Source organism: Paenibacillus amylolyticus, assembly GCF_051136285.1.
GTDB classification, from domain to species: Bacteria; Bacillota; Bacilli; order Paenibacillales; family Paenibacillaceae; genus Paenibacillus; species Paenibacillus amylolyticus_F.
This window is the reverse complement of the sequence record NZ_CP194938.1, coordinates 2,028,403-2,054,368: the sequence shown is the minus strand read 5'-3', so window position 1 is coordinate 2,054,368 and position 25,966 is coordinate 2,028,403. Positions and strand designations below refer to the sequence as shown.

Sequence of the window (25,966 nt, the reverse complement as noted above, 5' to 3'; positions counted from 1 at the left end):
AGATATGTCATTTACTTTAGGGATTTTGGATCAGAGCATTGTGTTTCCGAGCCAGTCGGCTACGGAGGCATTGAAAAACACCGTAGAAATGGCGAAGCTTGCAGAATCCCTTGCATATGACCGATTTTGGGTAGCGGAGCACCATGACTCGGAAGGGGTTGCTGGATCATCGCCAGAAGTGCTCGTTTCGTACTTGCTTGCTCAGACTCAAAAGATACGGATCGGCTCCGGTGGTGTTATGCTCCAGCATTATAGTCCATATAAGGTAGCTGAAAGCTTCAATGTGCTCGCGACACTAGCTCCGGGAAGGGTTGAACTTGGGATCGGGCGTGCTCCAGGCGGCTTGCCGCGTTCCACGAAGGCGTTGCAAAAGGGAATTGCCGAGCCGGAGACGCTGGATGACAAACTGGTGGAACTGAGAAACTTTCTGAACGCTCCGGCAAGTGAAACCCATGTGCAGCCAGGACTGACAGCACATCCGTTACCGGGACAGCCGGCACGAATTTATATGCTCGGCACGAGTGTTTCCAGTGCGGAACTGGCAGCCAAGCAGGGGCTGCCTTATGCGTTCGCGCTGTTTATCAACAGTGATCCCGAAACGGCACGCACCGCATTGGATACGTATCGCACGCAGTTCAACACGGAACATGGTGGAGAGCCTGAAGCCATTCTGGCTTTGTCGGTCATAGCTGCAGATACGGAAGAAGAGGCGAATGCGCTGGCGGGACAGCACAAAACGGTGCGTGCAACGCTGGCGAGTGGCAAAACCGTGAATGTGCAGACGTTGGAGCAGGCAGCGGAATTCGCAAGGCAAGCGGGAGAAACATATACGGCGGTTGAGCGCGAAGCGGACATTACACGTGGCACCAAGGAAACCGTGCGGAAGCGACTGCTTGAGCTGTCTGAGGAATATGGCGTAAACAGCTTTGTGTTTACAACCATTATTCCCGATTTTGATAAACGAACCCGCTCGTTCCAATTGCTGAAAGAAGCATTTACAGGGGAATTAGTGTAAGCACAGGAATCCTGAAATCATTATTTTAGTTAAACTTATATAGATCGGAGAGCGGTAATTATGGGGAAAACAACAGTGAAGACAGAATCGATTATATCGGCATATGTACACGCTTATGAAGAGATTGAACAGGAGATTACGGGACTGACCGAGCAGCAGTTGAAGTGGAAGTCTTCTGCATCCTCCTGGAGTGTTACTGAAGTGCTGGCACATCTGGTGGATCATAGCATTGTCGTTTCCTTCCGCATCCGGGAAATATTAGCGGGATCACAGGCGACGCTGCCTGGGTTTAACCAGGAAGCGTGGATCGCCGGACAAAAAGCAAATGAGGAGCAGATCTCTCAGCTGATTACGGTTGCCAATGGTCTGGTTCAGTATAATTCAGGATTACTGGAGCGGTTGAGTGATGAAGAATGGGAGAAAACAGGTGTTAACTTCAGAGGAGAGACGGTATCTCTAGCTGCGATCATTCCGGGTTTTGTCGCTCATGTGCAGAACCATCTCAACCAGATTCGCAGAATCAAGCAAGCAGCAGTTGAAAAGCAGGTGCAGTAATAGGAAATGACCCGGAAGAGTTTAATATGGCTTCACATGAAAGTCAGGGCTGGGGCCAAATCTTTCTTTTAGCATTGTCATGCCCTAATAAGTAGATTTCAGCGATATTCCCATACGTATTAGAGAATGAAATGTTGAAGTCCTTATGACCTCCAATCGGAAGTTTGCTGCCTTTGACTTGAATGAGTAGTGAATGATCATGATGTGAGATGTTGTAACCGTGATATCTGCGGATACTGTCTCCAAATCCACCTTGTATCGTAATAAGTTCAGGAGAAACTTCAGTTTTCGTAATCATAATCTCTTCAGGATCGACAACCTTGTTTAACATATAAGATCCAATGATAATAGGAAAAGCAATAATGGCAACGGTGAAAACGGTAATGATATACTTCCTTTTTAGTCGCATACTCATGATTCACCTCATAGTTAGATGATATGAATCGATGTCTCCGTCATAATGGGGCATCGATTTATTGTTTTAATCACTGTACTTGCCAATAATCTCTTCAAATATTTGTAAGTTAAAAAACCTGACAGTATCCCTATGCCACTCTGAGCCGCGTTTTAATTTGGTCTAATGTCGCCCCACGCTGAGCTTGGTTGTAGATATATTCAATCATGTCATGCTTTTTCTGAATGCGGTAGCCATGTATCCTGTCGATTAAGCTTTCGTGGTTACGACACGTACAACACAGCGCGGAAAACAGGAGCAGGGTCAAGTAACGGTCAATGGCCTGAGCCGAACGAACCTGGTAACGATCCATGGCCAGCTGAACTTTCACCGTACGAAAATAGGTTTCAATGGCCCAACGTTTGCTGTAAAAGTTCAATATTTCTTCATTACTCAGGGAAACATCCGTACTTAGAAAAGCTTTCATTTGCTTGGGATCAAAGCCTTCTCCATCTTTCCAACACAGGAGCAACACAGCGTTCTCTACTAGATTAAGCTTGCCTTCATAACGAACTCGGTAAGCGGAGGAGCCAATGGTCACCAGATCGGTATCCGTTTTCGAGATGTACGAAGCAAAGCTTTGGAGTGATTGACGGATGCCTTGCGGATAGAAAATTCGGTTTGTTTTCAAACCACTAATGACATGAAAGCCGCGCTCTGCGCAGGTCTGAAGTACGGAAGTAGATGGATACCACGAATCCGTCAGGACGTAGGTTCGGCAGGAAGACATCGGGACGGCCTGAATCATATCACCCGCGAGTTCGATTTTACTTTTTCCTTGTGGATCGTAACGCGCTGTGGCAAAAGGAAAGACCTGATCCCCTGAGCGAAGTAGTGTTTGAACCACTGCGTGCCCATAAACATACCGCCGCTTGAGGTGAGAATGTTGAAATGAAGCTCCTTGAATCATGTGTGTGGCCTGTGACGAAGGCTTGGTTTTTTCACACACGGTGTCATCCAGAATAACGAACATGGGGCTACGTTCTCGTTGAGCACACGCTTTAACCTGCTGAAAAGCGACGCGTTGAACGATGCCTCCAGGTAAGAAGCATCCCATTTTCCATGAGTTAAGAAATGACTCAGTGTCCGACGATCTCGTTCCTGCAAGCTTTCCCTTTGAATATCCGTTAACGTTCCCGTAAATCCGGTTGAAAGCATCCCATCCACGAAGTGTTTGATGTGGTGAAGGACAGGTTTGGAGAAAAAGAGTGGAAGATTCCACTCGTCAAACCGATTGTTCCAGTGGTTTTCTTATGATAAAATATACGTATGGGACATGTCTTTTCTCTCCTGCGTAGAGTATTTGGTCGTACTTCTATTTTACGCAGAGAGTCAAGTGTGTCTCTATTTACATTTCATGGAACTAATTTTGGGCAAGTACAGTTATATAGAATAAATTTACAATGTGAATACAGACAGGTTCATAAATGCTCTCGAAGAAGCGTTCCCACCATAGAACATTTCAAACAGTGACTCTTTTTAAGCCTTGGTCTGCTGATGGATATCGGGAGTCATTTCAGCAGACGGTCCCCATGGGCTTATGAATACGCAATCGTTGTGACACCAGTATAAGATTATTACAACCATTAGGAGGGTGATTCTTTGAGGAAATTCATAAGCCATGTTCAAGTACCAACGAATAATCTGGAAGATTCAATTAATTGGTATGTTAAGTGCTTAGGTGGTACACTTGTTGCTAATTTTGGAGAATTCGCAATTATTGATTTAGGTGAAGGTCCAAACATAAATTTGTGGAAAACTACCGATCGTACAACAAGTACATTTACGATTGATGGCAAGCCTTTCCCAACAGTTGGAATAGAAGTGGAAAACATAGATACAATCATTAATTTGGTTATTGAGTCAGGGACAGATTATGAAGGGGATGGAATACCTGCTGTAGACCAAGAAGGACGGAAATTTTTTCGTTTTTTTGATCCAACCGGTAACATGATAGTTGTACATGAAGAACCAAATTCAATGTGATGCCTCAGGACTTATCATATTGATGAGCATAAGGGAGGTAGTGATATTGAATTGAAGCAAGCGGAAGAATTGATCCGCCGCTGGAACGATAGATTTACCAAGCTGGAGGGAATGAGATAGGGAATAACCTATTCAGCTGAAGATCGGGTGATTGGCACATATGGCTTTCATCATTGGTCAAAAGAACATTTCAAGGCCGAGATCGGTTACGAACTTGCTCCTGAACACTGTGAATTACAGAAGCGGCATAGACAATTGGAGCAAGAAAACATAAGGGTAACTTCAATATATGATGAACCTGGCGAAACCAGATACTTTGATTTATGGGCTACGACGGAAGGTATAAGGCTTACTTTACAGGAGGATGTATCTCTTGAGAGCGATGAAATACTACCTTCTTGGGTAAGAGTAGGCGTAAGCCATCTTGAAGAAGCAGTAGAATGGTACCAAAAATATATGGGAATGGAGTTAGTCAGGGATGTAAACAGCACTCATCGTTATGCTTTGATGAAATTAAAGCTGCATCATCGGGAAGCTGCAAGCGTTTTCTTGTACGCCGCTTAAAAATGATGTGATAAATGTTTGAGACGGGATATATCATTTTGCTTGAATTATAACAGAGGAGTGATTACGCATGGATATTAAAAGTCAAAACGGTGATTTTCTTGGGAAAATTCAGATGCAGTCGCTGGAGAGTGATCATGTCGTAGACCAGATCGTTCGTACGTTAAGTCCAGGTGACGGGAAGGCTATCTACATTGCGGATGCCAAAGAAAACCCGTTTACACAGCAGACGAATTACGCAGCCGTTGAATGGGGGCACAGTCTGAATGAATTGAGGGAGTCGTTGAAGGGGTGGCAGCCCAAATTCCCAAGTCCCGATGCTCAGATTGAAAATGTCCAGGTTTATTATGGATTCAATAATCTGACCCCGGATGAGATTGAAGCCATGGCAGAAGAAAGCAGAAGGACAGGTCAGAAGGTAGTGGTCCGCGATCTGAAACCCAATAATACACTTGTAGGTGTCCGGCTAACCTATAGCGGAGAGCGTACATACATACTCCAAACTTTCGGTACAACCAAGAGTCGTATTGAACTGTCCGAACATGAGCTGTCTCAGGTGAAAACTCTTCTTGTGAGGGAGGCGGAGGCATTTTACTTTTCGAATCATGGAGCAGATCGCCTGATCTGGATTGAAGCAGGAAGTGGCGGAAAGGCGCTGCAGTATGAACTTATAGGTCAGCAGATGTCTCAAGCTGCTTTAATACAGATTGCAGAAGCAATGAGCACTGAGGCTTAGCACTGTAAAGTATTTTGCAAGAACAGAGGGGGCTAGAGACTTTATGGATAACAATACGCTTGGGAGATATTTCGGTTGATTAGAAATGCAGTTAGAGAGACAAGAAATCTATTTAGATAGGGATTTTGGGGTCTGAAGAAAACAGTAGTAGCGAGCTTAGAAGGGAGCTATATCTGAGGGGGAGAACAGCGATGAATGAAAAACAAGCACTCGATACGTTTGGACAAGTCGTCATGAGTGATTTAAGAGATCGAAGTATTGATTTTTTTGAATTGTTAGTTGAAGGACATTGGAAATCCCCGAGCCTGGAGAAGCTGCAAGCTGGAATACAGGGATTAAATGAGGAACAAATCAATCTTGTCAGAGCGATACTGATTAGAAGTCTGGACAGAGGGATTCATGATTTCCTGTTTAAGCTCCAGGAGCAGGCTGATTTTGAAAATGATATTGAGATTAAAGTGCAAGACGTAGATATTATACAATCCAGCGATGGGCTACAAGGGGAATTATTCACTGAGAAAGGGTGGATTGCTAAATTTAGCAAGTACGGGGAACTTCAAGAGGAGCATTGACGATAGCATATGCAGATGATAAGATAATCCACAAAAAGCCCAAAAACTTGAAAGCTGTAAAATGGATAAACGCATCACATAGATCGGATGGAGGTGAACCGCTATGGCACTTTCCAAACGCAGATTGCAATTTCTGGACCAACTGGTGGATATGTATCAGCAGAGCCGCTTGCCCGTCCATTATGAAGCGTTAGCCAAGGTTCTCGGGGTTAGTAAATGGACGGCATATGATATGCTAAAGGCTATTGAAAAAGCAGGCTTTGTCACACGCAGTTATGAGACGAATCCGAATGTGACGGGACGCTCGCTGGTTGTTTTTACACCGACAGAGAAAGCTGCTGCTATACTTGGAAAAGGGGAAACGCTGTATCAGGTAGACGAACCAGAGGAGGCACAGGCTGGTCTTCAATTGATCCGGGATATGTTAAGCGGATTACAGAATGCAAGTGCGCAAGAACTGATAACCCAACTGTTAATCGAGATTCCTGAAAAGCGGTCAAACCTTGAAATCTGCGGATACATCTCCGGCATATTGTTGATATATACTAAACAGCTGGAGAGCCGCATACATGTTCTCATCCGTAAGCTGGTGCAAGAGACGGAGGGGGCCCAGCCCCGCCTGCTTATATTCGTAGGCACAGTTGTGGGCACAATTATACAAATGATGAGCAAGGATGTTGGTCAGGAATTAATGGTATTGGTCGGGTCATATACGAATCGAATTCATGCGCTCAGTCAGGCGGAGCAAATGGTACTTGCCGACTTTATTCTTGAAGCCCTTGCGTAGATGAGGGAGCGTACTCTTTCTCTGTACATGTTAAGAAAACGGCAGAGTGAACTTCGCTAAACCTCTCTACCTGCAGGGAAGTTTCTGCACTTTGTTTTTGGGTCTTTTGGGTGATGAGATGAATAATAAAGAGGCGGTGTATGATGAAGAAGTTAGGTTTGGTTCTGGGCGGTGGAGCTGTACGAGGGCTTGCCCATATCGGTATTCTAAAATCTCTGGAAAAACATAACGTTACCGTGGACTGCATTATCGGCACAAGTATGGGCGGTGTTGTTGGTGGATTATTTGCTGCAGGTGTACCTGTTCGGGAGATTGAGAATACCCTGCTTCATACACCCAAGCTTCGTTTCCTCGATCGTGGGAATTGGTTGAAGGGCATTCTGGCTGGAAATGGAATGACGCAGGTGGTCAGCGGTCTGCTGGCTGAGCATGAGTTGCAAGGCGTCTGTATTGAGCAACTGCCGATTTCATTCAAAACCATTGCTGTTGATCTGATGGAAGGCACCCAGGTTACGCTGGATCAAGGCGATCTGGTGACTGCGCTTCGTGCGACATCGGCTTTTCCGGGTGTATTCGCTCCCTTGATGTGGGATGGACGAATGCTGGTGGATGGCGGGGTTCTGAACAATCTGCCGGTAGCCAATATGAAAGGGGAAAGCGTGGATTGTATTCTGGCGGTAGACGTATCGAGAGAGCATGAAAAGAAGCCGCCACGCAACATGATTGAAGTGGTCTATCGCTCGTACAGCTTGATGACCGCCGAACGAAAGCATAGCAGCTTGAATCTGGCGGATATGGTGGTAAGGCCCGATGTAGGACCGTATGCTGCCTTCGATGTCACCAAATCCCTTGAATGTATTGCGGCCGGGGAAGAGGCGATGGATACCATGATCCCGGAACTCCAGCAAACACTAATGTCCGAGGAAATGAGTCTGATTTAAGAAAAAATCAAAGTCCTCACCATTTTTAATCTTTTGTTGGGGAAAAAGGAACGTCCGCCTCCGCTGTATAGTTATTACAGCGGCACACGTGTTAGCATCACAGCCGTGTGTCTGTGACGTCCGTTTGAGCCCCGTGCTCCATGGTCGCGGGGCTACTCTTACAGGGTGCTGCGCCAATGCCAGCGGCACCTCACCCTTACGCGGGTTGCCATTGCATAGCCGCGCCACGCTTCACCTTGTCACAAATCCGCACGCACGTGAACTTTAGATTCCTGATTGGATCAGACTGAGAGAAAATGCTGCAAATTGTTTTGGAGTTAAAGCTGCGCAACCAGTCTCAAGCTATCTAAATAAATCAACAAAGCCTATGACTGAAACAAAATCCCTTTTACAAACAATGAGACACTGTGCTTGTAGAACTCTTCCTCGGTGACGAGTTGGGACTGATATTGCCGGTGAATCAGCTCGCTCATCTGAAATCCGTAGCACATCGAGAGAAAAGACATGGCGGTAAGACGCGCATCCTGTGTGGCTATAATTTTTTTCTTCTGCAAGCGTTCAAAATATTCAGCCAGCAAGGAGTGTAGCTTTACCGGAGGATCGGCCAGCACTCTGTCCAATTCGGGAAGCATTCCTGTGTCGCGGATACCAATCAAAATAATGTCCGCATGTTTATGGAAAAACAAACGGTACTGCTGGCTTACATGCAGCAGATCGATTTCTGGACGCTCGGTCGCGTCCTCTTTTAACAGCTTCTCAAATTGCGGGATATCCGAATGTCTTTCAATGATGGCTTCCAATATGCCTTGCTTGCTTCCAAATTGTCGGAAAATTGTAGATTCATTGACTTTGGCTTCTGTTGCAATGGCTTTGGTGCTTACTCCCCGATAGCCCTTCTTTTTGATGAGCCGTGTTGCGGCTTCAATAATTCTGTCTGAAGTTTGCATGGTATTACTCCTTTTGAATATGTTAAACCTATTCTACTACAAGTTTTGCATATGAAGCAGGGTCAGGGTTCATTTTCATCAACATTTATATAGGGCAAATCGCTTCTTTTTCCCCAGCGGCTTGGTTCCGTAATCTCGACATGATCAGGCACCAGTTGCGTGAGCGTGCCTAATTTATTGAATGTAATCTGGATTCGGTCAGAGGGCAACAGCCACTGTTCAGTCTCGATTGCGCAGCAATCCGGTATCGTCCCCATTCCTATAATTGTGCCTGGGAGCGGAGTGAATACTTTGAGAACCGCCTCCATCACTTCTGCAGGATGTGCAGAATACTCGGATGTGCTTCCCTTCCAATGCAGTCTCTCCCCGATGTGTACATCCACATCGAGTGCCAGCGGATTGTCGATTTCATCCGGTGTAACCAGAAATGGTCCTATTCCTTTGCTTCGATCAAAATCTTTGCAACGCGTCGGTCCAGTCAGCGCTTGGAAATCCGGCCACTGCACATCGCGGACCGTACTGTCGTTAAAAATAACATATCCTGCAATGCAGTTCCCCTCTCCTGTAACAAAGGCCAGTTCAGGCTCGATATCCAGATAGGATGAGTACGAAGGCCAATGAATCGTATCCCCATCGCCAATTAATGCATTATGGTTACACTTGTAATAATTGAAAGTTACTTTATTCGGATCGTGCTGGAATTTTTCTGCGATTTTTTGTTTGAGCTCTTCACTTTCCAGCCCTGTATATTCTCTTTGGAACAGATGTATACCAGCATTTCTCAGATGTCTTGGCGTCAGCCCGAAATCGATAAGTGCAGCCGGATTCGGAACAGGCGGCAGCAGCTTTACCGCTGTAATCGGGCAGATTTCATGTTCATTGAATTGATGGGACTGTCTGATAACATATTGCAATAATTCCTTAGCAGCATCATAGCTAGCCGGCAAATGATGAAGATAGCTGTACATACTTTCAAGACTGTCAAAAAACGTTCCATGTTTTTTCATAACTGCGGCAAAAGACACGACAAATTTCTCATTAATTACAAGCCCAAACAAAGGTTCCTGGGATGTATTGGTTTGAAAGGTTACGAGCTTCATGTTGCATTGCCTCCATCCATATCGTGTGATGTTATTCAGTTACTACCATACAGTATAAACCAAATGCATGCAAGTACATGCTTGCATTTCTGTTTTCCATACTCTATAGTAAAGACATTGTCAGTAGGACTTATCCAAAAAACATCTACGCAAAGGAGAATTTTTATGAAGTATGGGCGTATTATTCAAAAACCTCGCGTCAAATTTTTTGAAGTCGCAGATGGCGTCTTTGCCGGTATTTCCCCGTATCGCGGGATCAGTTGGGCCAATGCCGGGTTCATCAACAAGGGTGAAGGGCTAGTGTATGACACGTTCTTTGATTTGTTCCATGCGCGGGAGATGCGGGAGGCTTTTAAGGAAGTAAGCAACGGTGGCTCTCCTATGTATGTGGTGAACTCGCACTATAACAGCGACCATGCTTGGGGGAACAAAGTGTTTGAAGATGCTTGCATTATTATGCACAAGGAAGCGGACAGAGAGCGTCGCACCGAAAATATCGCCTGGATGGACAGCGTCATCAGAAGAGGGAAGGATTCTCCGAAATCGACCTCGGGAGAGCGGTTTTTTGCTGCGGAATTTGAAGGATTCGACCTGGAAGGCGTAGAATGGGTGCTCCCCAATATTGAAATAAATGACGATATCAATATCCGTCTTGGCGATATGGAAGTCATGATTTACAACGTAGCTCCGGCTCACTCTGACAGTGACTTACTGCTGTGGATGCCAAAAGAAAAAGTGCTGTTTGCCGGGGATGTTGTGTTTAACGGTTGTACGGCATACAGCGAAGAGGGAACCCTCAATTGGGTTAAAGTACTTGATCGCATTATTGACGAAATTAAACCCGAAATCGTTGTTCCAGGGCATGGTGCCATCTGCGGCCTGGATTTCGTGAAGGAGCAGAGAGAATACCTCCTGAACTTGATCAGCGAGTTCAACAAGCATTACAATGACGAAATTGATTCCTTGTCCCTGACCAAGCAAATTGATATTTCCCACTTCCTTCATTGGATTCAGCCAGAGCGTTTGTATGTTACAGTGGACATCCTATTGAAAAGTAAACGAGGGTTACCACCCCTTCCAGTTTGGAACGAAGTGCCTGCTAAGCTGGAAGACATGAAAGCTTTTTTGGCCGGAAAATATGGTAATCAAATCAAGCCATGGGACCCTATGAGCGTCTGGAAAGAATAGCAATTTGAAGCTAACCTACCTGTGATTCCGATGACATTATGGAATGTGAAGAATTAGCTGATTTTATTGATAAGGCAGCTAGATTGGCTGGATTAGACATCCAGGAGCATGAAGATCTTACGGAGGAATGGAGAGAGTGGTAGTCTGATTGAACCAGGAGAAGGAGGCAGTATAGTGGACCAACAGGAATATGGGCGCTATTGTCTAGCGATGGGCGGAAAAGAAAAATGATTTCAATTCAACCTGTTGAATACAAACAAAAACCTATTTGGAGAAACCTTCTTGAACTATATAAATATGATTTCCGTGAGTTTGATCCAGAAGATGATATCAATCCAAACGGACTTTATGAATACCCGTATTTAGATCATTATTTCACAGAAGCAGGGAGATTTGCTTTTTTCATCAAAGTAGAAGAGAAGCTTACGGGTTTTGCACTTGTACGCTGCATTGGAGAAAATGAACAGAATGAAAAAGTGTATGAGATGGCTGAATTCTTTGTCATGAAGAAGTACAGAGGATTAAAATGTGGTCAAACAGCCGCTTATGAACTTTTTAATACATTTAATGGAGTGTGGAAAGTAGCTGAGATGGAAATGAATGTCCCTGCTCAGAAGTTTTGGAGAAAGATAGGACTGGCATATCCGTACACCGCGCTGGCTGGGGGAGTACGGCAATACGCCAGAGGAAGAAGAACTTCTTGCAGACATTTATCGTCTACAGGCTTATATTGCTGAGAAATTAAAAGGTGCATAGTGGATAGGTAAATCATGAATCATCATGTCGCATTAGTCCGACTGAAATGTCGCAAAAGTACATGGTAACACGAACCACAGATCGTTTATACTCTCTTTATGTTTCGATAATGAAAATCATTATCATCAGTATACATAAGGGGGATTTACAAATGAAACAAGGAACAAACGGGCAAGCAGCCGGAAGCAAAGGCTATCTTGCTCACAAATCACGATTACTGATGGGCTTAATGTTGGCCCTGATTCTAGTCCTGACGGCGTGTGGTGCCGGAACGGGTACAGATAGCGGTAAACAATCCGCGGCAACGCCTTCGGATACACCTGCGAGTACAGAGACGAAGACCGACGGCGCTTTTCCAGTAACGATCAAGGGTATGAAGGGTGACATCACTCTAAACGAAAAACCGAAGAAAGTTGCCGTGCTGGATGTTAAGTTTTTGGATCAGATGTTAGCCGTTGGCGAAAAGCCGGCAGGTAGTGTTATCGCTGGAGGCAACACTGATTTTCCAGAATACTTGGGTGATCAGGCAAGTGGCGTTGAAGTTCTGGGTACACGGGACGAGCCTAACCTGGAAGCGATTGTAGCCCTAGATCCAGATTTGATTATCATGACTGATTTTCAAGAGAAACAGTATGAGAGCGTAAGCAAAATTGCACCTACCTTGGTTCTCGATTTCTACGAAGACTGGCGTAATACGTTAGCTACAGTAGCTAAGATTACAGACAAGAAGGACGAGGCAGAAAAAGTACGTACAGCTTATGAAGAGAAAGTGGCAGGAATGAAAACAAAACTGGCGGAGAAGCTGGGTGACGAGACGGTAGCGCTGATTCGTCCGCGTAAAGAAGGTATTCGTGTTCATGGCATTGAGCACCGTACAGGTGGCATTCTGTATAATGATCTGGGCTTGAAAATGCCTGCATTCGTAGAAGGAATCAAGGGAGATACTTCCGTTGAAGTCTCAATGGAAAAAGTGCCTGAGATTGGAGCAAGTCGTTATTTTGTCCTGTCGGATGAACTGTTTGCCGCAGAAGCAGAGGCGATGGTGAATAATCCGGTATGGAAGTCTCTTGATGCTGTGAAAAATAACCGTACTTATGATGTAAACTCCACACTTTGGATTGCATACTACGGACCGCTTGCGATTAATCTGATTGTAGACCAGGCATCGGAAGCCCTGCTGGGATCGAAATAATATGACCCAATATCTCTCGACAGACGCATGGAAAGAGACGGTAGAGGATCATTCGATTTTGCTTGGCGAGCCGCCTCAACATAGTGTCCGTAGCATTGCTTTGAGTGAGCTGCATGACGAAGAGGCGTGCCGAGAGTATATCAGCTGGTTTCAACATTATATCGATGCACCAGACATGAAGGTTGCCGCTTCCATGTTAGCCAAGCGACTTGGCTATCTATGGACGGCTCCGCTCGTGACCGCGATGACGTTTCATCATCAGCATGTAACCTTTCAGCTACAGAACAGCTTTCTCTATCATCCGAAGCTCGGAGAACATGAGGAGGGTACACGCTTTCCTTTTCTAGCGGTGAACGAGGTTCGGGCTGAAGAATTGACGGGAGACCGGGACGTATGGCGGGAAAAGGCGGTCCAGGAGATGTTTGCGGTTCAACTGACACCTCTGTTAAAGACACTTGCTGCGGTTGCGCCTCTTTCGATGAGCATTCTCTGGGAGAATATTATGGTACGGATCGGGCGACTATTCGCTCCAGATGAAGGTGAGACGGAGCAGGAACGTAAGATCATTCGAGAGGACTTCGCCTATCTGACGCAGGTGGCATCCGGGCAAGTGTTTGGTGAGAGAAAGAATCCGTTAACCCGATTCACCGATTGTAAGGACAATGTACATGTTGCCAAAAGTGAGCGCATCACCTGCTGTTTCTATTACCAGATGTCAGGGGAATATTGCCTCAAATGTCCGAAAATTGACAATGAGAAAGAATCTCAATTACAATGACAACAGCAATGATTATACCTATGCAATTGTCAGGAGATGAGAGAAATGCCGCTGCAAGAACAGACAAGTGGTTGGAGTGATACAGCGATCAAGATGCTGGACGGATATAGCGGTACTTTGCAGACAGGCAGCGTTTTACACGAAACAGATGTAACTTCTAATGTGCTGCTGCTGGCATATGGGGGGGAAGGGGAGCTTGCAATGGATGGCGAGGGTTGCCACATTGGAGCTTCTTTTGCCTGTCATGCGGTGAAGGGATCATCCTACACACTGACGGCCAGATCAGAGGACATTCATTATATTGTGATCAAGTACAAGGCTTCTTCCATGGAGGAAGCCTCTATTGTTATGCCTTCGTATCGGAAACACCCGCTACGCAGGTCATTTGTGCAAAGCTCGGCAACCCACGCCGAATGGATCGAAAACGCGGAAAAAGTCGTTGCCAAATGGCGCCGCGGCGAAGGATTGGAACGTTTCTATGCGAACGCCTTGCTTCAGGGAATGATCTACGAGCTGATCATGGCGTATGAACGGGGTCAGGGGGGAGCGGAGTCCGATATGGTGGATGTGGTCGCTTCCTATATTGCGTCGCACTATCGTCAGAACCTGGAGCTGAAAGAGCTGGCTGCCCTTGCGGGTTGTAGCGTAAGACAATTACAGCGCCGTTTCAAACAAGAAAAGCAGCTCGGACCCATGGAGTATGTCATTCAGCTGCGTATGGAAAGTGCATCAAGGATGCTTCGTCATACGGATGCTTCCATAGGAGAAATTGCGGACAAGCTGGGATATCGGGATATGTATTATTTCAGCAGAGCGTTTAAAAAGTATGCTGGCGTCCCACCGCTGCATTATCGGCATGCAGCCGCTTCGAGAACCGATGCAGACTATGCGAATGCTCTGCTGCAAAACCGGACAGCTTCATCCTATGAATCTAGTCAAGGTACGGTCATCTGTCATATGCAAGGGGAGTACACCGTCACTGAAACACCGCAGCGTATTGCTGTCCTTGATGTGCAGTATGCAGATCATTTGCTTGCGCTGGGCTTGTCTCCGGTGGGCAGTGTTGGACTGGGAAGCGCGGTATTAATGTTTCCTCAATCCCTCCAGGCAGGACTCCAGCACACCGAATTACTCGGGACGTATGAATACCCAAATCTGTCTGCGTTAGAAAGACTTGCACCCAATCTGATTATCTGCACTGAGGTGCATGAACAGTATCTTGAACGGTTAAGTGGGATCGCTCCAGTGGTGATGTTCAAACGTAATGAAAACTGGCAGACGATCCTGAGTCTGTTCGGTGAACTGACAGGCAAACGAGCAGAAGCCAAGCAGATTATTGCGGACTATCTTCGCAGAACGGCTTTGTTGTCTGAGGAATTGGCCTCGGCATTGGCAGGTAAAAGTGTGGCACTGATCCGTCCGCTGGACTCTCTCGTGCGCGTGCATTCCGCCGCTCATCGGACAGGTGCGGTGCTGTACCGCGATCTAGGTCTGCCTGTCCCGCTGTTTGTAGCAGATACCTCCGACACAGCCTATCATATTTCGGTTGAGAGATTACCAGCAGTGCAGGCAAGTCACTACTTTTTGCTGAGTAATGAGTTCATGCAGGATGGGATATCGGCGACAGAGCAGCGGGTTTTGGGAATGCTCGGTGGGGGCGAGGAGCAACGAGTGCATTCGGTGGATGCGGCGACATGGATTGGTTGTTATGGGCCGATGGGGATTAATGGGATTGTGGATCAGGTTGAAAAGGTGTTGTTGGGGTGAGGGGAGCTTTTATGATGAAAAGAATACATATAAATCTTGAATAATATTCCATAGGTCTCAAATGACTAGATACAACATTATCATTATGGTTGTAAAACCAAAAGAAACCGTTCCTTGATAGATGTAAGTTCAAGCAAGCATACCAGAGGAGACGGTTTCTTTTACATTAAAGCATCTCTTAAAGACTCATGGAGCCACACGTATTTAAAGATTTATCAATTTGCCTTGAGTGATCACTAAATGTTATAAACATTAATTTAAATTGTACTTCTTCATTACCGAGTCACGGAATATTTGATATTCTGATAATTCTTGAGAAGTGAGGTGTGATAGCTTACTTTGATTGTTAACTTCTAAGCTGAATTTCCCTAAATTATCATTGATTAGTCCATAATCACCAAAAGTGTTCTTCATTAAGAAAATCACACTTTTATCTTCCTTCTGTAGTTCTACATAATGATCAGCTGTATATTTGACATCACCATCAATACTGACTGGTTCAATGATTGTTAATTCTTTTTGATCTGAAGGGAAATCTTCTGGTTTTTTCAATATCTTTTCAATTTTTATGTTGGTATTCGTGTGGAATGATTCCATTGTTCCATCATCAAAAGTAGTTACCACATGTTTTCTATCTATAAATTCATCTGTAGCATACCCAATAACAACTAATTCAGCAAATTCATCTAGTTTATTAATTTCATTGAATGTTATTGAGTTCGTAGAAAGATTGACAACTTTATTAATTTGAGAATTTGATTCTGAATCTCCATTTAAATATGCAATCGTACTAACAGAGATAATCAATAATAACAATACAGGGAATATTATATACTTCTTCTTTGATAGAGACATAGTCTCACCCTTTCAATTATATTTTAATTGCCCCACTTAAGTCTAATCTCTTGTATATCATATGCAGTGGGTCCTATATCCTGAATTCCAGATTTCATTACAGAATTAGAACCAGAGTCAGGGGTATGATCTAACCCTAATACGTGGCCATATTCATGAGTTGCATTAGAAATAATCTGAGAAGTTGTCATATTGAATCTACTCATATTGTTATGATACATTCTTATATTACTAAAGGACCAAGTATCATCATTGCTAGCTTGAACATATCCTCCTGAAATGCCTGGCTTAAAAGGCTCCTGCAAACCGATCCATGTAGGATGGGGAGTCGTACCAATATAATATTTATCGGGAGTTCCAGTTGAAGAGAGAACTCTAGTCAAATTAACTTTTGATGATGTATCATTCCATTTGAAACGAGCTTCATCTATTGCTGAAACATAACCATATGATGATACAGAATCTGAATACCAAACGTTGTATGTGGCACTTGTTCTACCACCTGCAAATCTAATAGCGTCAGCATCTGTTTGAAGCAGACCGAAGCTTATAGGAAGAATGGCAAGACTTAGAATAATATTTTTTTTAGCGTTTTAGATTTTTTCATCAATAATGGCACCTTCCTATAGTAGATCTGTCCCAAAATTGTATGTATAGATTTTCAATCTTCCTTTTATATAATTATTCCAATTTAGGGATCGGATAGATTGTAACCATATATGGAAGCGGATTCAATGTTTTGAATCTCTTAATCAATAACTCCAACATAAATTTAACGTCATCTCAATCCAACAAGCTCATAAATCCTGGATGGTCGCAATATTGTAGAAATGAGGGAGAATTCATAGCAATGGAAAGCTAGTAGAGCAGAGAACATTTGCAGATACATATAAGTTTACGAGATACAGGATGGAACAATTCAAATGCAAATATCGTTTAATGATTAAGGGGGATATAATGAAAAAATATTCACTTTACACCTTAATTTGTACTTCATTGTTGATCTTGATTCTGAGCAGCTGCCAAATTTCTAATCAGTCCGATCAGGTGGAAGTAAGCAAAGAACCAAAAGAATTAGAAACCTTCTATCCAGGGGATATTACAAAGGTTGATTCTATTAGAATGATGAGCAGTGATGGCACTAAAAAACAACTACAGATCAAGCACTAATTAAGGAATGGATTGAAAAGGTTCGCCACTTAAAAATTGTACTTGATCCTGACCAAGAAGAAACAACGGGGGTTTTGTTCTATGTCACTATGTTTGAGCAGGGGGAAAAAATGTTAATTATGACGCCTACCACTATGAATAATCAGCGGATGGAGCCGCAATTGGAATTAGCAGACCAAATGACTGAGCTTTACAATGCTATAAAATAATTGATAATCGCTGGCTAACTTCTAAGCAGAATGTAAAGCAACGCTCGTCTGAAAAGATGGGGCGTTGCTTTCTTTACTCTTCTAAGGTTGACAATTTTCAATTTGTTTTTTTACTTCTAAACACTTTGGAATACTTCTGTGGCCTAAGCAGTATATGAGTTGCTGCCTAGAAAAGGTGAGATTAGACCTTAATGAGACTCGCCTGTCGCCGAGCCGTTGATTATTTTGACTAACCTATATGATAAAATAATAGAAAGTTTTATAAATACGAATAACAGGAGGTATAGCACATGAAATGGCATGAAGTGAGAGAACTATTCCCTGACCAATTTGTTCTGGTTTCTATCCTTCAATACCATGAGGAAGATAACAAAAAAGTTGTGGATGAGGTTGCACCAATTCGTACTGTATCCGAACAAGATGCAAATAAAGAGTTTTTTCGTGTAGACCCTGGTAACGTTGTATATCATACCATTGGACAAATCATAGATGTGAAGAAGGATAGAAATATCATTATCGTTAAAGGGCTGGGGCGAGGTCATCGTAAAATATTAATAAAAGATAGTCATATCCTGAATATGATGCAGCCAAATGAACTGATCGAAATCACAAGATTGAAATATACTAAGATGATAACGAGGAAAGTGTATCAGGATCAGGAGCTGCAACTTTGATCAAGTGATGAAAGAGTTATATTTTTTTACATATGGTTGACAGTTATTTGTTGCAGACACCTCGGATACGGCCTATCATATCTCGGTTGAGAGATTACCCGCAGTGCAGGCGAGTCACTACTTTTTGCTGAGTAATGAGCTTATGCAGGATGGGATATCTGCAACAGAGTAGCGGGTTTTGGGAATGCTCGGTGGGGGAGATAAGCAATGAGTGCATTCGGTGGATGCGGCAATGTGGATTGGTTGTTATGGACCCACAGGCATCCATGGGATTGTGGATCAGATTGAGCAGGCGTTGTTGGGGTGAGGGGAGTCAATAAGGTTAGAACGTTTTACAGCGAAAGATAGTATTTTTTGAGAAAGTTGATATGTTCCAAATGCCTCGGAAGGTCGTCGGATTCCCTATGGGATGAAGAAAGGCCTTTTTGTTTTAAACGAAGATTCGTTTGCTTGCATCTAGTGTCACACTGCGTATATTCAGTATTCAAAGCCCAAAGGATGTATGGACTTGAGAGATTAAGTTTCCTGATTATTTGAAGGAATATCTCTTAACATCATATTCATGTTGCGCGGTCTTGTATTCGCAGGGCTGCATGATAGGAAGGCTAAGAATGTGCAAGAAAAAAAGAATCGGCGAACCGATTCTTAAAAGTAAGTTTCATTCTCATTCTTAAGGAGTTAAAAACAATTTTAACATTATAGCAGAATCTACATCAATTTAACCGAGTAGCTAAGCTTATCTCAATCTTGTACTTCATGATAATTACCAGTCCACGGATCAAAAACGTATGAATTTACTTCTGAATTTTTTTCCACAGAAAACATATAACCTTTTTTAATTTCATTAGATTCGTCTTCAATTAACGTATTCTTCTGCTTATTAACCACATAAGGTTCTTCTAAATTCTGAGTGACCTTATCTACCGCACTTTCATACGTGTATTGAGGAAGTGTAGTGATCGCATAAATTGGAATAAATATTAAAAAGAGTGTTTGTAAAAAAAGTACTATTTCTTTACGTTTTTTTCTTAGTTGAACTTTTAAGAAATAACTCAGCACTATGAAAAAAACTAACACTCCAATGAAAGGGAAAAGATCTAAAATATTATTGTAACGATATTGTAAAAAAAGTGAAAAGGACACTTCTATCAGACAAGCAATAATTATTAGTCTTCTATACATCATATCTCCTTTGAATAAGTAGTTGATGTCAACATTAATGATATCAACTTATCTTAAATATTTATTTTGTGGATTGTTTCGACATATCCTTAGTTAAGAAGCCAAGCATTGTATGCTCCGATTATGCATAGATCAGTAACCCCTGTTACTTGAAACACTTAAATACTAACAATCAGAAGAGAAGAAAAAAAGAAGTGAATAATTCTTCCATACGGATACTACTTTAAATGATATACTTTAAAACGTTTTATATCCAATCATTTCCTAATATAATTACATCATATCATGTAAGGAAAATGATCATCTTTTCACCATGAGCTGTTTTTAAAGAAAGTCCGACCTCCTTCCAAGCGAATTTGGTGTTTAAATTAAGTGAAGGTGTATCGCCTCCGTCTTTATCTCGAATGTAATGTTAGGATACAGGACGATATATGAAGTCAGGTGTATATGTTAAAATGATAGAAAGTTGATCCATTAAGAAAATTAGGAGGTACAACACATGAAATGGCAGGAAGTGAGAGAACTGTTCCCTGACCAATTTGTCCTAGTTTCCATTATTCAATATCATGAGGAAGATAACAAAAAAATCGTAGATGAAGTTGCACCAATTCGTACCGTATCCGAACAAGATGCGAATAAAGAGTTTTTTCGTGTAGAGCCTGGTAACGTTGTATATCATACTTCAAATCCAGACTTTGTGATTCATCTCCGCAAAGATCCATTAATGAGAGTGAGACGTAATACGAATGAAAATTAACTATGATGGACAGCTCATTACAACGTCACTTACCGTTACATTTAGGGGAAGAACATTGAAAATTGATGATGTCATTATTGACACTGGATCTTCACATACGATTATTAGTCCTGATATTTTAGAGGAAATCGGCGTGACTTACGAAACAGGAGATTCAATTTTCGAAGCTTACGGCATCGGAGGAAGTATTCCGTTTTATACCAAAATAATGGACAGGATTGTAATAGGTACAGACAACATTGAGAATATAGAAATCGATGTAGGTATATTGCCTAAAGATCATAAAGGTCTTCTCGGATTGGATATTCTAAAACAACAAAATTTTATTATTGATTTGAAGAGATTAAAATTACACAAGTGAATATTGAATTGAGAAGTACTTGAATGATTATGCTCAAAAGATTTTGAAGGGGAGAGCCTATGAACGAAAGAGCTGAAGGGAAATTAAAAAAGCAATTTGGCTTTATCATAATATTTATTTTTATCATTGGCGTGCAATTAATTGTCAAAATCTACTTCGTGAATCATCCCCCTGTATGGACAACTGGATTATACATTTCTTGTTTTATTATACTTTGTATACTTGGGCTGCTAACCTATCTTGATCTCAAGAACCAAGAGCAATTCGTAACCATTGGACAAATCGTAGATGTGAAGAAGGATACAAATATCATTATCGTTAAAGGGCTGGGGAGAGGTCATCAAAAAATACTAATAAGAGATAGTCATATCCTGAATATGATGCAGCCAGATGAACTGATCGAAATCACGAGATTGAAATATACAAACATGATAACGAGGAAAGTGTATCAGGACCAAGAGCTACAACTTTGATCAATTGATTAAAGAGTTGTAGTTTTTTATATATCGATGACAGTGTAATTAACGAAAGTAGATTTTCCTGAAGCGCGAGGTTGTGAAAAAGATATATGCTCTTGATGAAGCTCAAGCAAGTATTTGAGTAGCAAGATTTGCACCTAAACTCAATTCTACTAAACGTTATGCTTTATTGAGAGATGCCATCGTTAGACTGCATAATGCCGATCTTCGAGTACGAGATGTCAAAGGCGAGCTATTCATAGATCAGAGATAAGGAGATCAGAAAATGGAAACAAAAATGCTGTTTGGCGTAGGTTTGGTCTTCGATACACCTGAATACGGAACCATCGTGATGGGAGCGAATGAAGAGTTGGACGATCTTCTTCCTTCAACCATTCAAGAGATGATTGGTGACCAGATCGTGATTAAAACAGTGGGTGGGGAAGAGCAGGTATACGATGTTGTTTCTTTTCAGATCAATCATTCGATTGCGGGTAAAAAGAATGTTGGGATATGTTTGGGGAAAGAGGTATCGCCAGATGAAGTAGTTGCTGGTTCGATTGTATATTATTATTCATCAGAACCAATTGATTAGTAGTGCAACATGGGAAAGAATTAAGAAGGTATCGGAAGGTCCTCTACTCCTTATGGCATGAAGAAGGGCCTTCCTTTTTGTTTCGACATAACAAATACTCGACGTGTTCAAAGTCCATTGGATTGCATGGATATGAGGGAATGCTAATCAAATATTCTCCCTTTTTCGCCAAATTTTTCTTCGCAAAAAGCATCGCTTCGGTTATCATATACGTAATTCAAATATCAGGTATAATGTGTGGTATTTACGAAGTACATAGATTAGATGTTAAGCGCAACTTCTGGAAGAGCACATTCAAGAACGATTCAAAGGCGAGGAATTACCAAGATCGACGAAGAGGATTCGAACAAGAAGTGTAATCTACAAAGCAAACAACACTGTACAGGATTTAAGCCTGTTAAACGTTAAAGTGGACTCAACGATTTATCTCGGAGGGATTATGTGGAATTCGGAAACGGTGCTAAAGAAAATCGTGAAATAAAGATTTCAAACGATTCAAAGACATTTTTAGAACTAAGAGACATCGTTAACAGATTTGATCCTGTAGATCTAGTTGAAGGCGGTGCTCCTGATGACGAACACGATCGTTTAACTACGGAAATATTAATATTGCTTTTTCAAGATTCGATGGATGAGATTCGGGATCTTTTGATCAATTGTCAGATATGGTATGGATATGATCCAAACGATATTAAAGAAGAGTACAGAGAACGATTTAACAGCAAGGTTGATAAAACGCAAAAAGAGATTTTAAATTGGCATACCAAGAATAAGAACCAAGAAAATTAGATTTATGTAAGTAAAGGATCAATGAAGTCAACTCAGGAAGACAGAAGCAACGCTTAACATAATATTCAAGCCGCGGCTCCTTAGGAGCCTTGGTCTGCGGGAAGGACTTCGGAGAGGCATTTCAGCAGACAACCCCGTTGGGGTTCGTGAATACGGGAACGTTAGATGAAATATTCGCAAATATATAAAATTACAGTAAAGAAGGTAAACCACGGTGCAAAGCAATTTACTTGAACATTGGAAAGAAGAATATCTAAGTAATGATGAGACTTACAGAAACCACGTAACAAAATTTGTTCGTTATATTACATCAATCGGTAAAGGGAATTTGCCAATTACGATTACTAAAGATGATGTTATTAAATGTATAGAACATTATAATCAACAGGGAAAGATCAAAACGATTAGTACGATGGAAAGTCATTTAGAATCAATTAAAGCATTTTATAAATATTTGGTTGGAAGAAAGTATGCAGATGATATCTTTAATAATATTGCGTCATTCCAAGATTTTAAAGATAAGATAGCAAGTCGGTATAATTTAACAAATCCTAAGAACAGGGCTTATTGGGATGAGTCCGAATTGGTGGATATTTTAGAAGCAATTGATGGATATTTTGAAAGGATAACTCTAGCTGAGATTGCTAAAGTTAATGAGAAAAAGAAGTATTTTAAATTCTTAGTACTCAGACTGTTTATTAAGTTGACTTTAATTGCCCCTACAAAGAGATCAGTAATTTGCGCATTGAAGAAATCGGATTTTAGTGCTGATTTTAGATTTATGATAGTAAATGAAGTAATAGTGAGAATTCCATCCGGACTAACTAGGGATATTACGAATTCAATTAAGATTGCTGAATTCACAAAACAAAGAAGTTTTGAAGAGAATGAATCAATTTTGGATTTTGTATATAATGATGAGTTTCGAGTGGGGAGCCTAAATGAATTTTTTTGTACATTTTTAAAGTCTATCAACTTGTTTGAAATTCCGGATCATATAGTGAGTTATCCAGTAGAAGTAATTATGGACTCTGCCTTATATGAAATGGTAAAGAATGGAGCAAATCCTGCACTAATTGCTAAGATTAATGGAACGAAGATTTCGGCACTCGAAAAGAAATTTTATAGTAACGGTATTCCAATTAATGATTCAGATGAACTTATAAATCATGAGATAGCAAAAAACAGGTACTACAATTACATTTAGCCAACTCAATGAAGGCGGATATATCATCTAACATAATATTCACGCAGCGGCTTCGCCTTGGTCAGCAGAGGAAATTCAGGATGTGATCGCTGTCTGACAACTTCCTGCGGAAGTTCGTGAATACCTGAACGTTAGCTGAAATTCGGTAAAACTAAAACAAATTAAAAATCTACTTGGAGTGATCACTGATGGAAAGACTAGGTGGTAAGGAAGTAAATAGTGTCTTGGGGTACATCGGTGGCGAAGGAGGTTACCTTGGTAACTTTACATATGCTTCTCATGCTCAATTTTATCCTATGTATTGTGGTGTAGACATTGACCCCAATGAATACGAAGGTACAACAAGACAAAGATTTATAAGAATATTATCCGAAGCAGAACCGTTTATTCAGTCGAAGATATTACAAGGAGTAGTAGATAAATGTACTTTGGAGTTTTTTGAAGACCGGTTCAATGAAGGATTCTTGACTCAATATGAACTCGAGCAAAAAAAACGAATTTACGATAACATATTGGCTTGGATTTCTGAATTAAAAGGGCAAGGATTACTTGAAGCAAAAGATCTCGTCTACAACTATGAATTCGTACAAGAAACTCTTGATCAGTGTCAAACATTGATTTCTCAACATAATTGTCGGAGCGCTGTTGATAGAGCGCATACTGCTCTACATGGTTACTTAAAAGAAACTTGCAAAAATGCAGGACTGATACTTAAAGAAAACAATCCTAGAATACAAGATTACTGGAGTAAGTTGAAACAGGAACATCCTAGTATACTTATTGATTATTCACAAAGTCATTTACCAATCAATCAAATCATTAGTGCGATTGGTAAGCTGCTTGAGAATTTAAATGAGATAAGAAATAACAAATCTTATACACATCCTAATGAAGAAATAATCGGTGAAGAAGAGGCAAAACTTGTTATAAATTTATTTAGAAGTATTTTGAACTATATTGATTCCAAGATATAGGGAGAGGAAGAGCGTTTGGAAGCTGAACAAAGAATTACCGAACATCAGCTAACATAATATTCATACTACGGCTCTTTCAGAGCCTTGGTCTGCGGATGGAATTCGGGGATGAATTTCAGCAGACAACCTCTTTGGGGTTCATGAATACAGGAACGTTAGCTGAAATTACCTTAAGATATCTAAAAAGTTTATTTGAGTATTCAAAGGGGAAATGTATTCTAATGAAACAGAACTTTAAGAAAATTATGAGAATTTTATTGATTTTTAGTAAGTATGTAATTACAGAGATTTTGGTGAAGTTTATTTTTTGTTATGACGGATTGTAATATGAAGTGCGACACCTGCTGGAAATAAATAAAAAATGGCCCATGGCCGGATTCGTGTAGAATGAAAGTTCTCACACAACCATTCACACAAGGAGAATCCACCATGAGCTACACACATCTTAGCATAGTCGAACGCAGCAAGCTAGAAATCCTCCACCAGCAGGGGAAAAGTACCCGAGCAATTGCCCAAGAACTGGGCAGACATCATGCCACCATTGGCCGTGAACTCCGCCGAAATACAGCAGAACACCCCTACGGCGCGGAGAACGCTCAAGAGGGCTATGTCCAGCGTCGTAAGGCCTCCGTTTCCGTAGGGAAGTGGAATCCAGAACTGGCGAGTCGCATCGAAGAAAAGCTTCAGGCGACCTGGTCTCCGGAACAGATCGTAGAGCGTTTACGTCAGGAAGGTCAAGCGATGGTATGTTTTAAAACGGTCTATCGTTGGCTTTATACAGGCCGCTTGGAGAAAGGCGTGCTTGCCGTCCTCAGACACAAAGGGAAGAGGCAGAAGCCAGCAGAAACACGCGGCAAGTTTGCTGTGGGTAAACCCATCTCTCAGCGCCCGAAAGAGGTTCGTCACCGGGAAACCTTCGGTCATTGGGAACTAGATACGGTCGTCTCGGGCCGTGGGAAAAGCAAGGGCTGCGTAGCGACGTTCATCGAACGGAAAACCCGCTTGTACACAGCGATTCGCATGCTTGATCGTACTGCGTTATCCATGGAGATTGCCTTTGGGGTAGCGGCTTCGCAGTATCCTGCCCGAGCGTTTCAAACCGCTACCGCGGACCGTGGCAAGGAATTCGCCTGTTACACCAGCCTGGAAGCCGTTCATGGAGTGCAGGTGTATTTTGCAGATCCCTATTCCTCCTGGCAACGCGGCTCGAATGAAAATGCCAATGGCCTCCTGCGAGAGTTTTTTCCCAAAGGGACCGATTTTGCCCAAATCACGGATGAGGCTCTAGAAAACGCTCTGGACTTGATCAATAACAGACCACGTAAATGCCTGAGCTGGAGAACCGCTCACGAATCCTTTTCAGAGGAACTGTCGCACTTGGCTTGACAATCCGTCTT

The 25,966-nt window shown here is 42.2% G+C and carries 30 protein-coding genes and 1 pseudogene; 24 read left to right on the top strand and 7 right to left on the bottom strand.

Features of this window, described 5'->3' with window-relative positions:
• Window positions 1–4: 4 nt before the first annotated feature.
• Window positions 5–1,015, top strand: coding sequence for an LLM class flavin-dependent oxidoreductase (locus tag ACR8BL_RS09055; RefSeq protein ID WP_434752308.1), 1,011 nt, complete (start codon window positions 5–7; stop codon window positions 1,013–1,015).
• A 60-nt stretch (window positions 1,016–1,075) separates the two neighbouring features.
• Complete coding sequence (locus ACR8BL_RS09050) at window positions 1,076–1,570, top strand: DinB family protein (protein ID WP_434752307.1); 495 nt, start codon at window positions 1,076–1,078, stop codon at window positions 1,568–1,570.
• 43 nt (window positions 1,571–1,613) lie between these two features.
• On the opposite strand, the gene ACR8BL_RS09045 is transcribed toward ACR8BL_RS09050, so the two are convergent.
• Window positions 1,614–1,985, bottom strand: coding sequence for a hypothetical protein (locus tag ACR8BL_RS09045; protein ID WP_434752306.1), 372 nt, complete (start codon window positions 1,983–1,985; stop codon window positions 1,614–1,616).
• A gap of 130 nt (window positions 1,986–2,115) precedes the next feature.
• The gene (locus tag ACR8BL_RS09040) at window positions 2,116–2,997 is read right to left on the bottom strand and encodes a transposase (RefSeq protein ID WP_434752305.1); all 882 of its coding nucleotides are present in this window, start codon (window positions 2,995–2,997) and stop codon (window positions 2,116–2,118) included.
• 629 nt (window positions 2,998–3,626) lie between these two features.
• On the opposite strand from ACR8BL_RS09040, the gene ACR8BL_RS09035 reads away from it, so the two are divergent.
• From ACR8BL_RS09035 to ACR8BL_RS09010, 6 genes are all read left to right on the top strand, one after another.
• Window positions 3,627–4,010: a VOC family protein gene (locus ACR8BL_RS09035; RefSeq protein WP_434752304.1), complete on the top strand. Its 384-nt coding sequence runs from the start codon at window positions 3,627–3,629 to the stop codon at window positions 4,008–4,010.
• Window positions 4,011–4,157: 147 nt separating this feature from the next.
• The gene (locus tag ACR8BL_RS09030; RefSeq protein ID WP_434752303.1) at window positions 4,158–4,574 is read left to right on the top strand and encodes a VOC family protein; all 417 of its coding nucleotides are present in this window, start codon (window positions 4,158–4,160) and stop codon (window positions 4,572–4,574) included.
• 70 nt (window positions 4,575–4,644) lie between these two features.
• The gene (locus ACR8BL_RS09025; RefSeq protein ID WP_434752302.1) at window positions 4,645–5,310 is read left to right on the top strand and encodes a hypothetical protein; all 666 of its coding nucleotides are present in this window, start codon (window positions 4,645–4,647) and stop codon (window positions 5,308–5,310) included.
• A 191-nt stretch (window positions 5,311–5,501) separates the two neighbouring features.
• Window positions 5,502–5,882, top strand: coding sequence for a hypothetical protein (locus tag ACR8BL_RS09020; protein ID WP_434752301.1), 381 nt, complete (start codon window positions 5,502–5,504; stop codon window positions 5,880–5,882).
• A 103-nt stretch (window positions 5,883–5,985) separates the two neighbouring features.
• Window positions 5,986–6,669: an Lrp/AsnC family transcriptional regulator gene (locus tag ACR8BL_RS09015; protein ID WP_434752300.1), complete on the top strand. Its 684-nt coding sequence runs from the start codon at window positions 5,986–5,988 to the stop codon at window positions 6,667–6,669.
• Between the two features lie 140 nt (window positions 6,670–6,809).
• A complete protein-coding gene (locus ACR8BL_RS09010) occupies window positions 6,810–7,610 on the top strand; it encodes a patatin-like phospholipase family protein (protein WP_434752299.1) in 801 nt (266 codons plus the stop codon).
• Window positions 7,611–7,975: 365 nt separating this feature from the next.
• Here ACR8BL_RS09010 and ACR8BL_RS09005 read toward each other — a convergent pair whose 3' ends face one another.
• A complete protein-coding gene (locus tag ACR8BL_RS09005) occupies window positions 7,976–8,557 on the bottom strand; it encodes a TetR/AcrR family transcriptional regulator (RefSeq protein ID WP_434752298.1) in 582 nt (193 codons plus the stop codon).
• Window positions 8,558–8,619: 62 nt separating this feature from the next.
• Complete coding sequence (locus tag ACR8BL_RS09000; protein ID WP_434752297.1) at window positions 8,620–9,657, bottom strand: fumarylacetoacetate hydrolase family protein; 1,038 nt, start codon at window positions 9,655–9,657, stop codon at window positions 8,620–8,622.
• 165 nt (window positions 9,658–9,822) lie between these two features.
• Between ACR8BL_RS09000 and ACR8BL_RS08995 the strand changes: the two genes are divergently transcribed.
• The 6 genes from ACR8BL_RS08995 to ACR8BL_RS08970 all read left to right on the top strand — a co-directional run bounded on the left by ACR8BL_RS08995 (window position 9,823) and on the right by ACR8BL_RS08970 (window position 15,338).
• Window positions 9,823–10,845 carry an MBL fold metallo-hydrolase gene (locus tag ACR8BL_RS08995; protein WP_434752296.1) on the top strand — a complete coding sequence of 341 codons (1,023 nt, stop codon included), beginning with the start codon at window positions 9,823–9,825 and terminating at the stop codon, window positions 10,843–10,845.
• Between the two features lie 108 nt (window positions 10,846–10,953).
• Complete coding sequence (locus ACR8BL_RS08990; protein WP_434758343.1) at window positions 10,954–11,076, top strand: hypothetical protein; 123 nt, start codon at window positions 10,954–10,956, stop codon at window positions 11,074–11,076.
• The gene (locus ACR8BL_RS08985) at window positions 11,073–11,582 is read left to right on the top strand and encodes a GNAT family N-acetyltransferase (RefSeq protein WP_434752295.1); all 510 of its coding nucleotides are present in this window, start codon (window positions 11,073–11,075) and stop codon (window positions 11,580–11,582) included. The genes ACR8BL_RS08990 and ACR8BL_RS08985 overlap by 4 nt, the downstream gene beginning before the upstream one ends.
• A gap of 170 nt (window positions 11,583–11,752) precedes the next feature.
• Window positions 11,753–12,793 carry an ABC transporter substrate-binding protein gene (locus ACR8BL_RS08980; protein WP_434752294.1) on the top strand — a complete coding sequence of 347 codons (1,041 nt, stop codon included), beginning with the start codon at window positions 11,753–11,755 and terminating at the stop codon, window positions 12,791–12,793.
• A gap of 1 nt (window position 12,794) precedes the next feature.
• On the top strand, window positions 12,795–13,571 hold the full coding sequence (locus tag ACR8BL_RS08975) for a (2Fe-2S)-binding protein (RefSeq protein WP_434752293.1): 777 nt from the start codon (window positions 12,795–12,797) through the stop codon (window positions 13,569–13,571).
• Between the two features lie 45 nt (window positions 13,572–13,616).
• The gene (locus tag ACR8BL_RS08970) at window positions 13,617–15,338 is read left to right on the top strand and encodes a helix-turn-helix domain-containing protein (protein WP_434756645.1); all 1,722 of its coding nucleotides are present in this window, start codon (window positions 13,617–13,619) and stop codon (window positions 15,336–15,338) included.
• A 252-nt stretch (window positions 15,339–15,590) separates the two neighbouring features.
• Here ACR8BL_RS08970 and ACR8BL_RS08965 read toward each other — a convergent pair whose 3' ends face one another.
• A complete protein-coding gene (locus tag ACR8BL_RS08965; RefSeq protein ID WP_434756644.1) occupies window positions 15,591–16,193 on the bottom strand; it encodes a hypothetical protein in 603 nt (200 codons plus the stop codon).
• Window positions 16,194–16,216: 23 nt separating this feature from the next.
• Complete coding sequence (locus tag ACR8BL_RS08960) at window positions 16,217–16,498, bottom strand: matrixin family metalloprotease (protein WP_434756717.1); 282 nt, start codon at window positions 16,496–16,498, stop codon at window positions 16,217–16,219.
• Window positions 16,499–17,150: 652 nt separating this feature from the next.
• On the opposite strand from ACR8BL_RS08960, the gene ACR8BL_RS08955 reads away from it, so the two are divergent.
• Window positions 17,151–17,363: a hypothetical protein gene (locus ACR8BL_RS08955; protein ID WP_434752288.1), complete on the top strand. Its 213-nt coding sequence runs from the start codon at window positions 17,151–17,153 to the stop codon at window positions 17,361–17,363.
• 499 nt (window positions 17,364–17,862) lie between these two features.
• Window positions 17,863–18,075: pseudogene (locus ACR8BL_RS08950) on the top strand (hypothetical protein); the annotation flags it as partial.
• A 912-nt stretch (window positions 18,076–18,987) separates the two neighbouring features.
• On the opposite strand, the gene ACR8BL_RS08945 reads toward ACR8BL_RS08950, so the two are convergent.
• Window positions 18,988–19,431, bottom strand: a complete 444-nt coding sequence (locus ACR8BL_RS08945) for a hypothetical protein (protein WP_434752287.1) — start codon at window positions 19,429–19,431, stop codon at window positions 18,988–18,990.
• 496 nt (window positions 19,432–19,927) lie between these two features.
• On the opposite strand from ACR8BL_RS08945, the gene ACR8BL_RS08940 reads away from it, so the two are divergent.
• The 8 genes from ACR8BL_RS08940 (at window position 19,928) to ACR8BL_RS08905 (ending at window position 25,955) form a co-directional block, all read left to right on the top strand.
• Window positions 19,928–20,185, top strand: coding sequence for a hypothetical protein (locus tag ACR8BL_RS08940; RefSeq protein ID WP_434752286.1), 258 nt, complete (start codon window positions 19,928–19,930; stop codon window positions 20,183–20,185).
• Window positions 20,175–20,546 carry a retroviral-like aspartic protease family protein gene (locus ACR8BL_RS08935; protein WP_434752285.1) on the top strand — a complete coding sequence of 124 codons (372 nt, stop codon included), beginning with the start codon at window positions 20,175–20,177 and terminating at the stop codon, window positions 20,544–20,546. The genes ACR8BL_RS08940 and ACR8BL_RS08935 overlap by 11 nt, the downstream gene beginning before the upstream one ends.
• Window positions 20,547–20,605: 59 nt before the next feature.
• Complete coding sequence (locus ACR8BL_RS08930) at window positions 20,606–21,019, top strand: hypothetical protein (protein ID WP_434752284.1); 414 nt, start codon at window positions 20,606–20,608, stop codon at window positions 21,017–21,019.
• A gap of 271 nt (window positions 21,020–21,290) precedes the next feature.
• Complete coding sequence (locus ACR8BL_RS08925) at window positions 21,291–21,599, top strand: hypothetical protein (protein WP_434752283.1); 309 nt, start codon at window positions 21,291–21,293, stop codon at window positions 21,597–21,599.
• Between the two features lie 441 nt (window positions 21,600–22,040).
• Complete coding sequence (locus ACR8BL_RS08920; RefSeq protein ID WP_434752282.1) at window positions 22,041–22,388, top strand: hypothetical protein; 348 nt, start codon at window positions 22,041–22,043, stop codon at window positions 22,386–22,388.
• A 214-nt stretch (window positions 22,389–22,602) separates the two neighbouring features.
• Complete coding sequence (locus ACR8BL_RS08915) at window positions 22,603–23,595, top strand: hypothetical protein (RefSeq protein WP_434752281.1); 993 nt, start codon at window positions 22,603–22,605, stop codon at window positions 23,593–23,595.
• A gap of 188 nt (window positions 23,596–23,783) precedes the next feature.
• Complete coding sequence (locus ACR8BL_RS08910; protein WP_434752280.1) at window positions 23,784–24,569, top strand: abortive infection family protein; 786 nt, start codon at window positions 23,784–23,786, stop codon at window positions 24,567–24,569.
• Window positions 24,570–24,998: 429 nt separating this feature from the next.
• Window positions 24,999–25,955 (top strand): IS30 family transposase, encoded by a 957-nt coding sequence (locus tag ACR8BL_RS08905; RefSeq protein ID WP_434752279.1) that lies wholly within the window; start codon window positions 24,999–25,001, stop codon window positions 25,953–25,955.
• Window positions 25,956–25,966 lie beyond the last annotated feature (11 nt).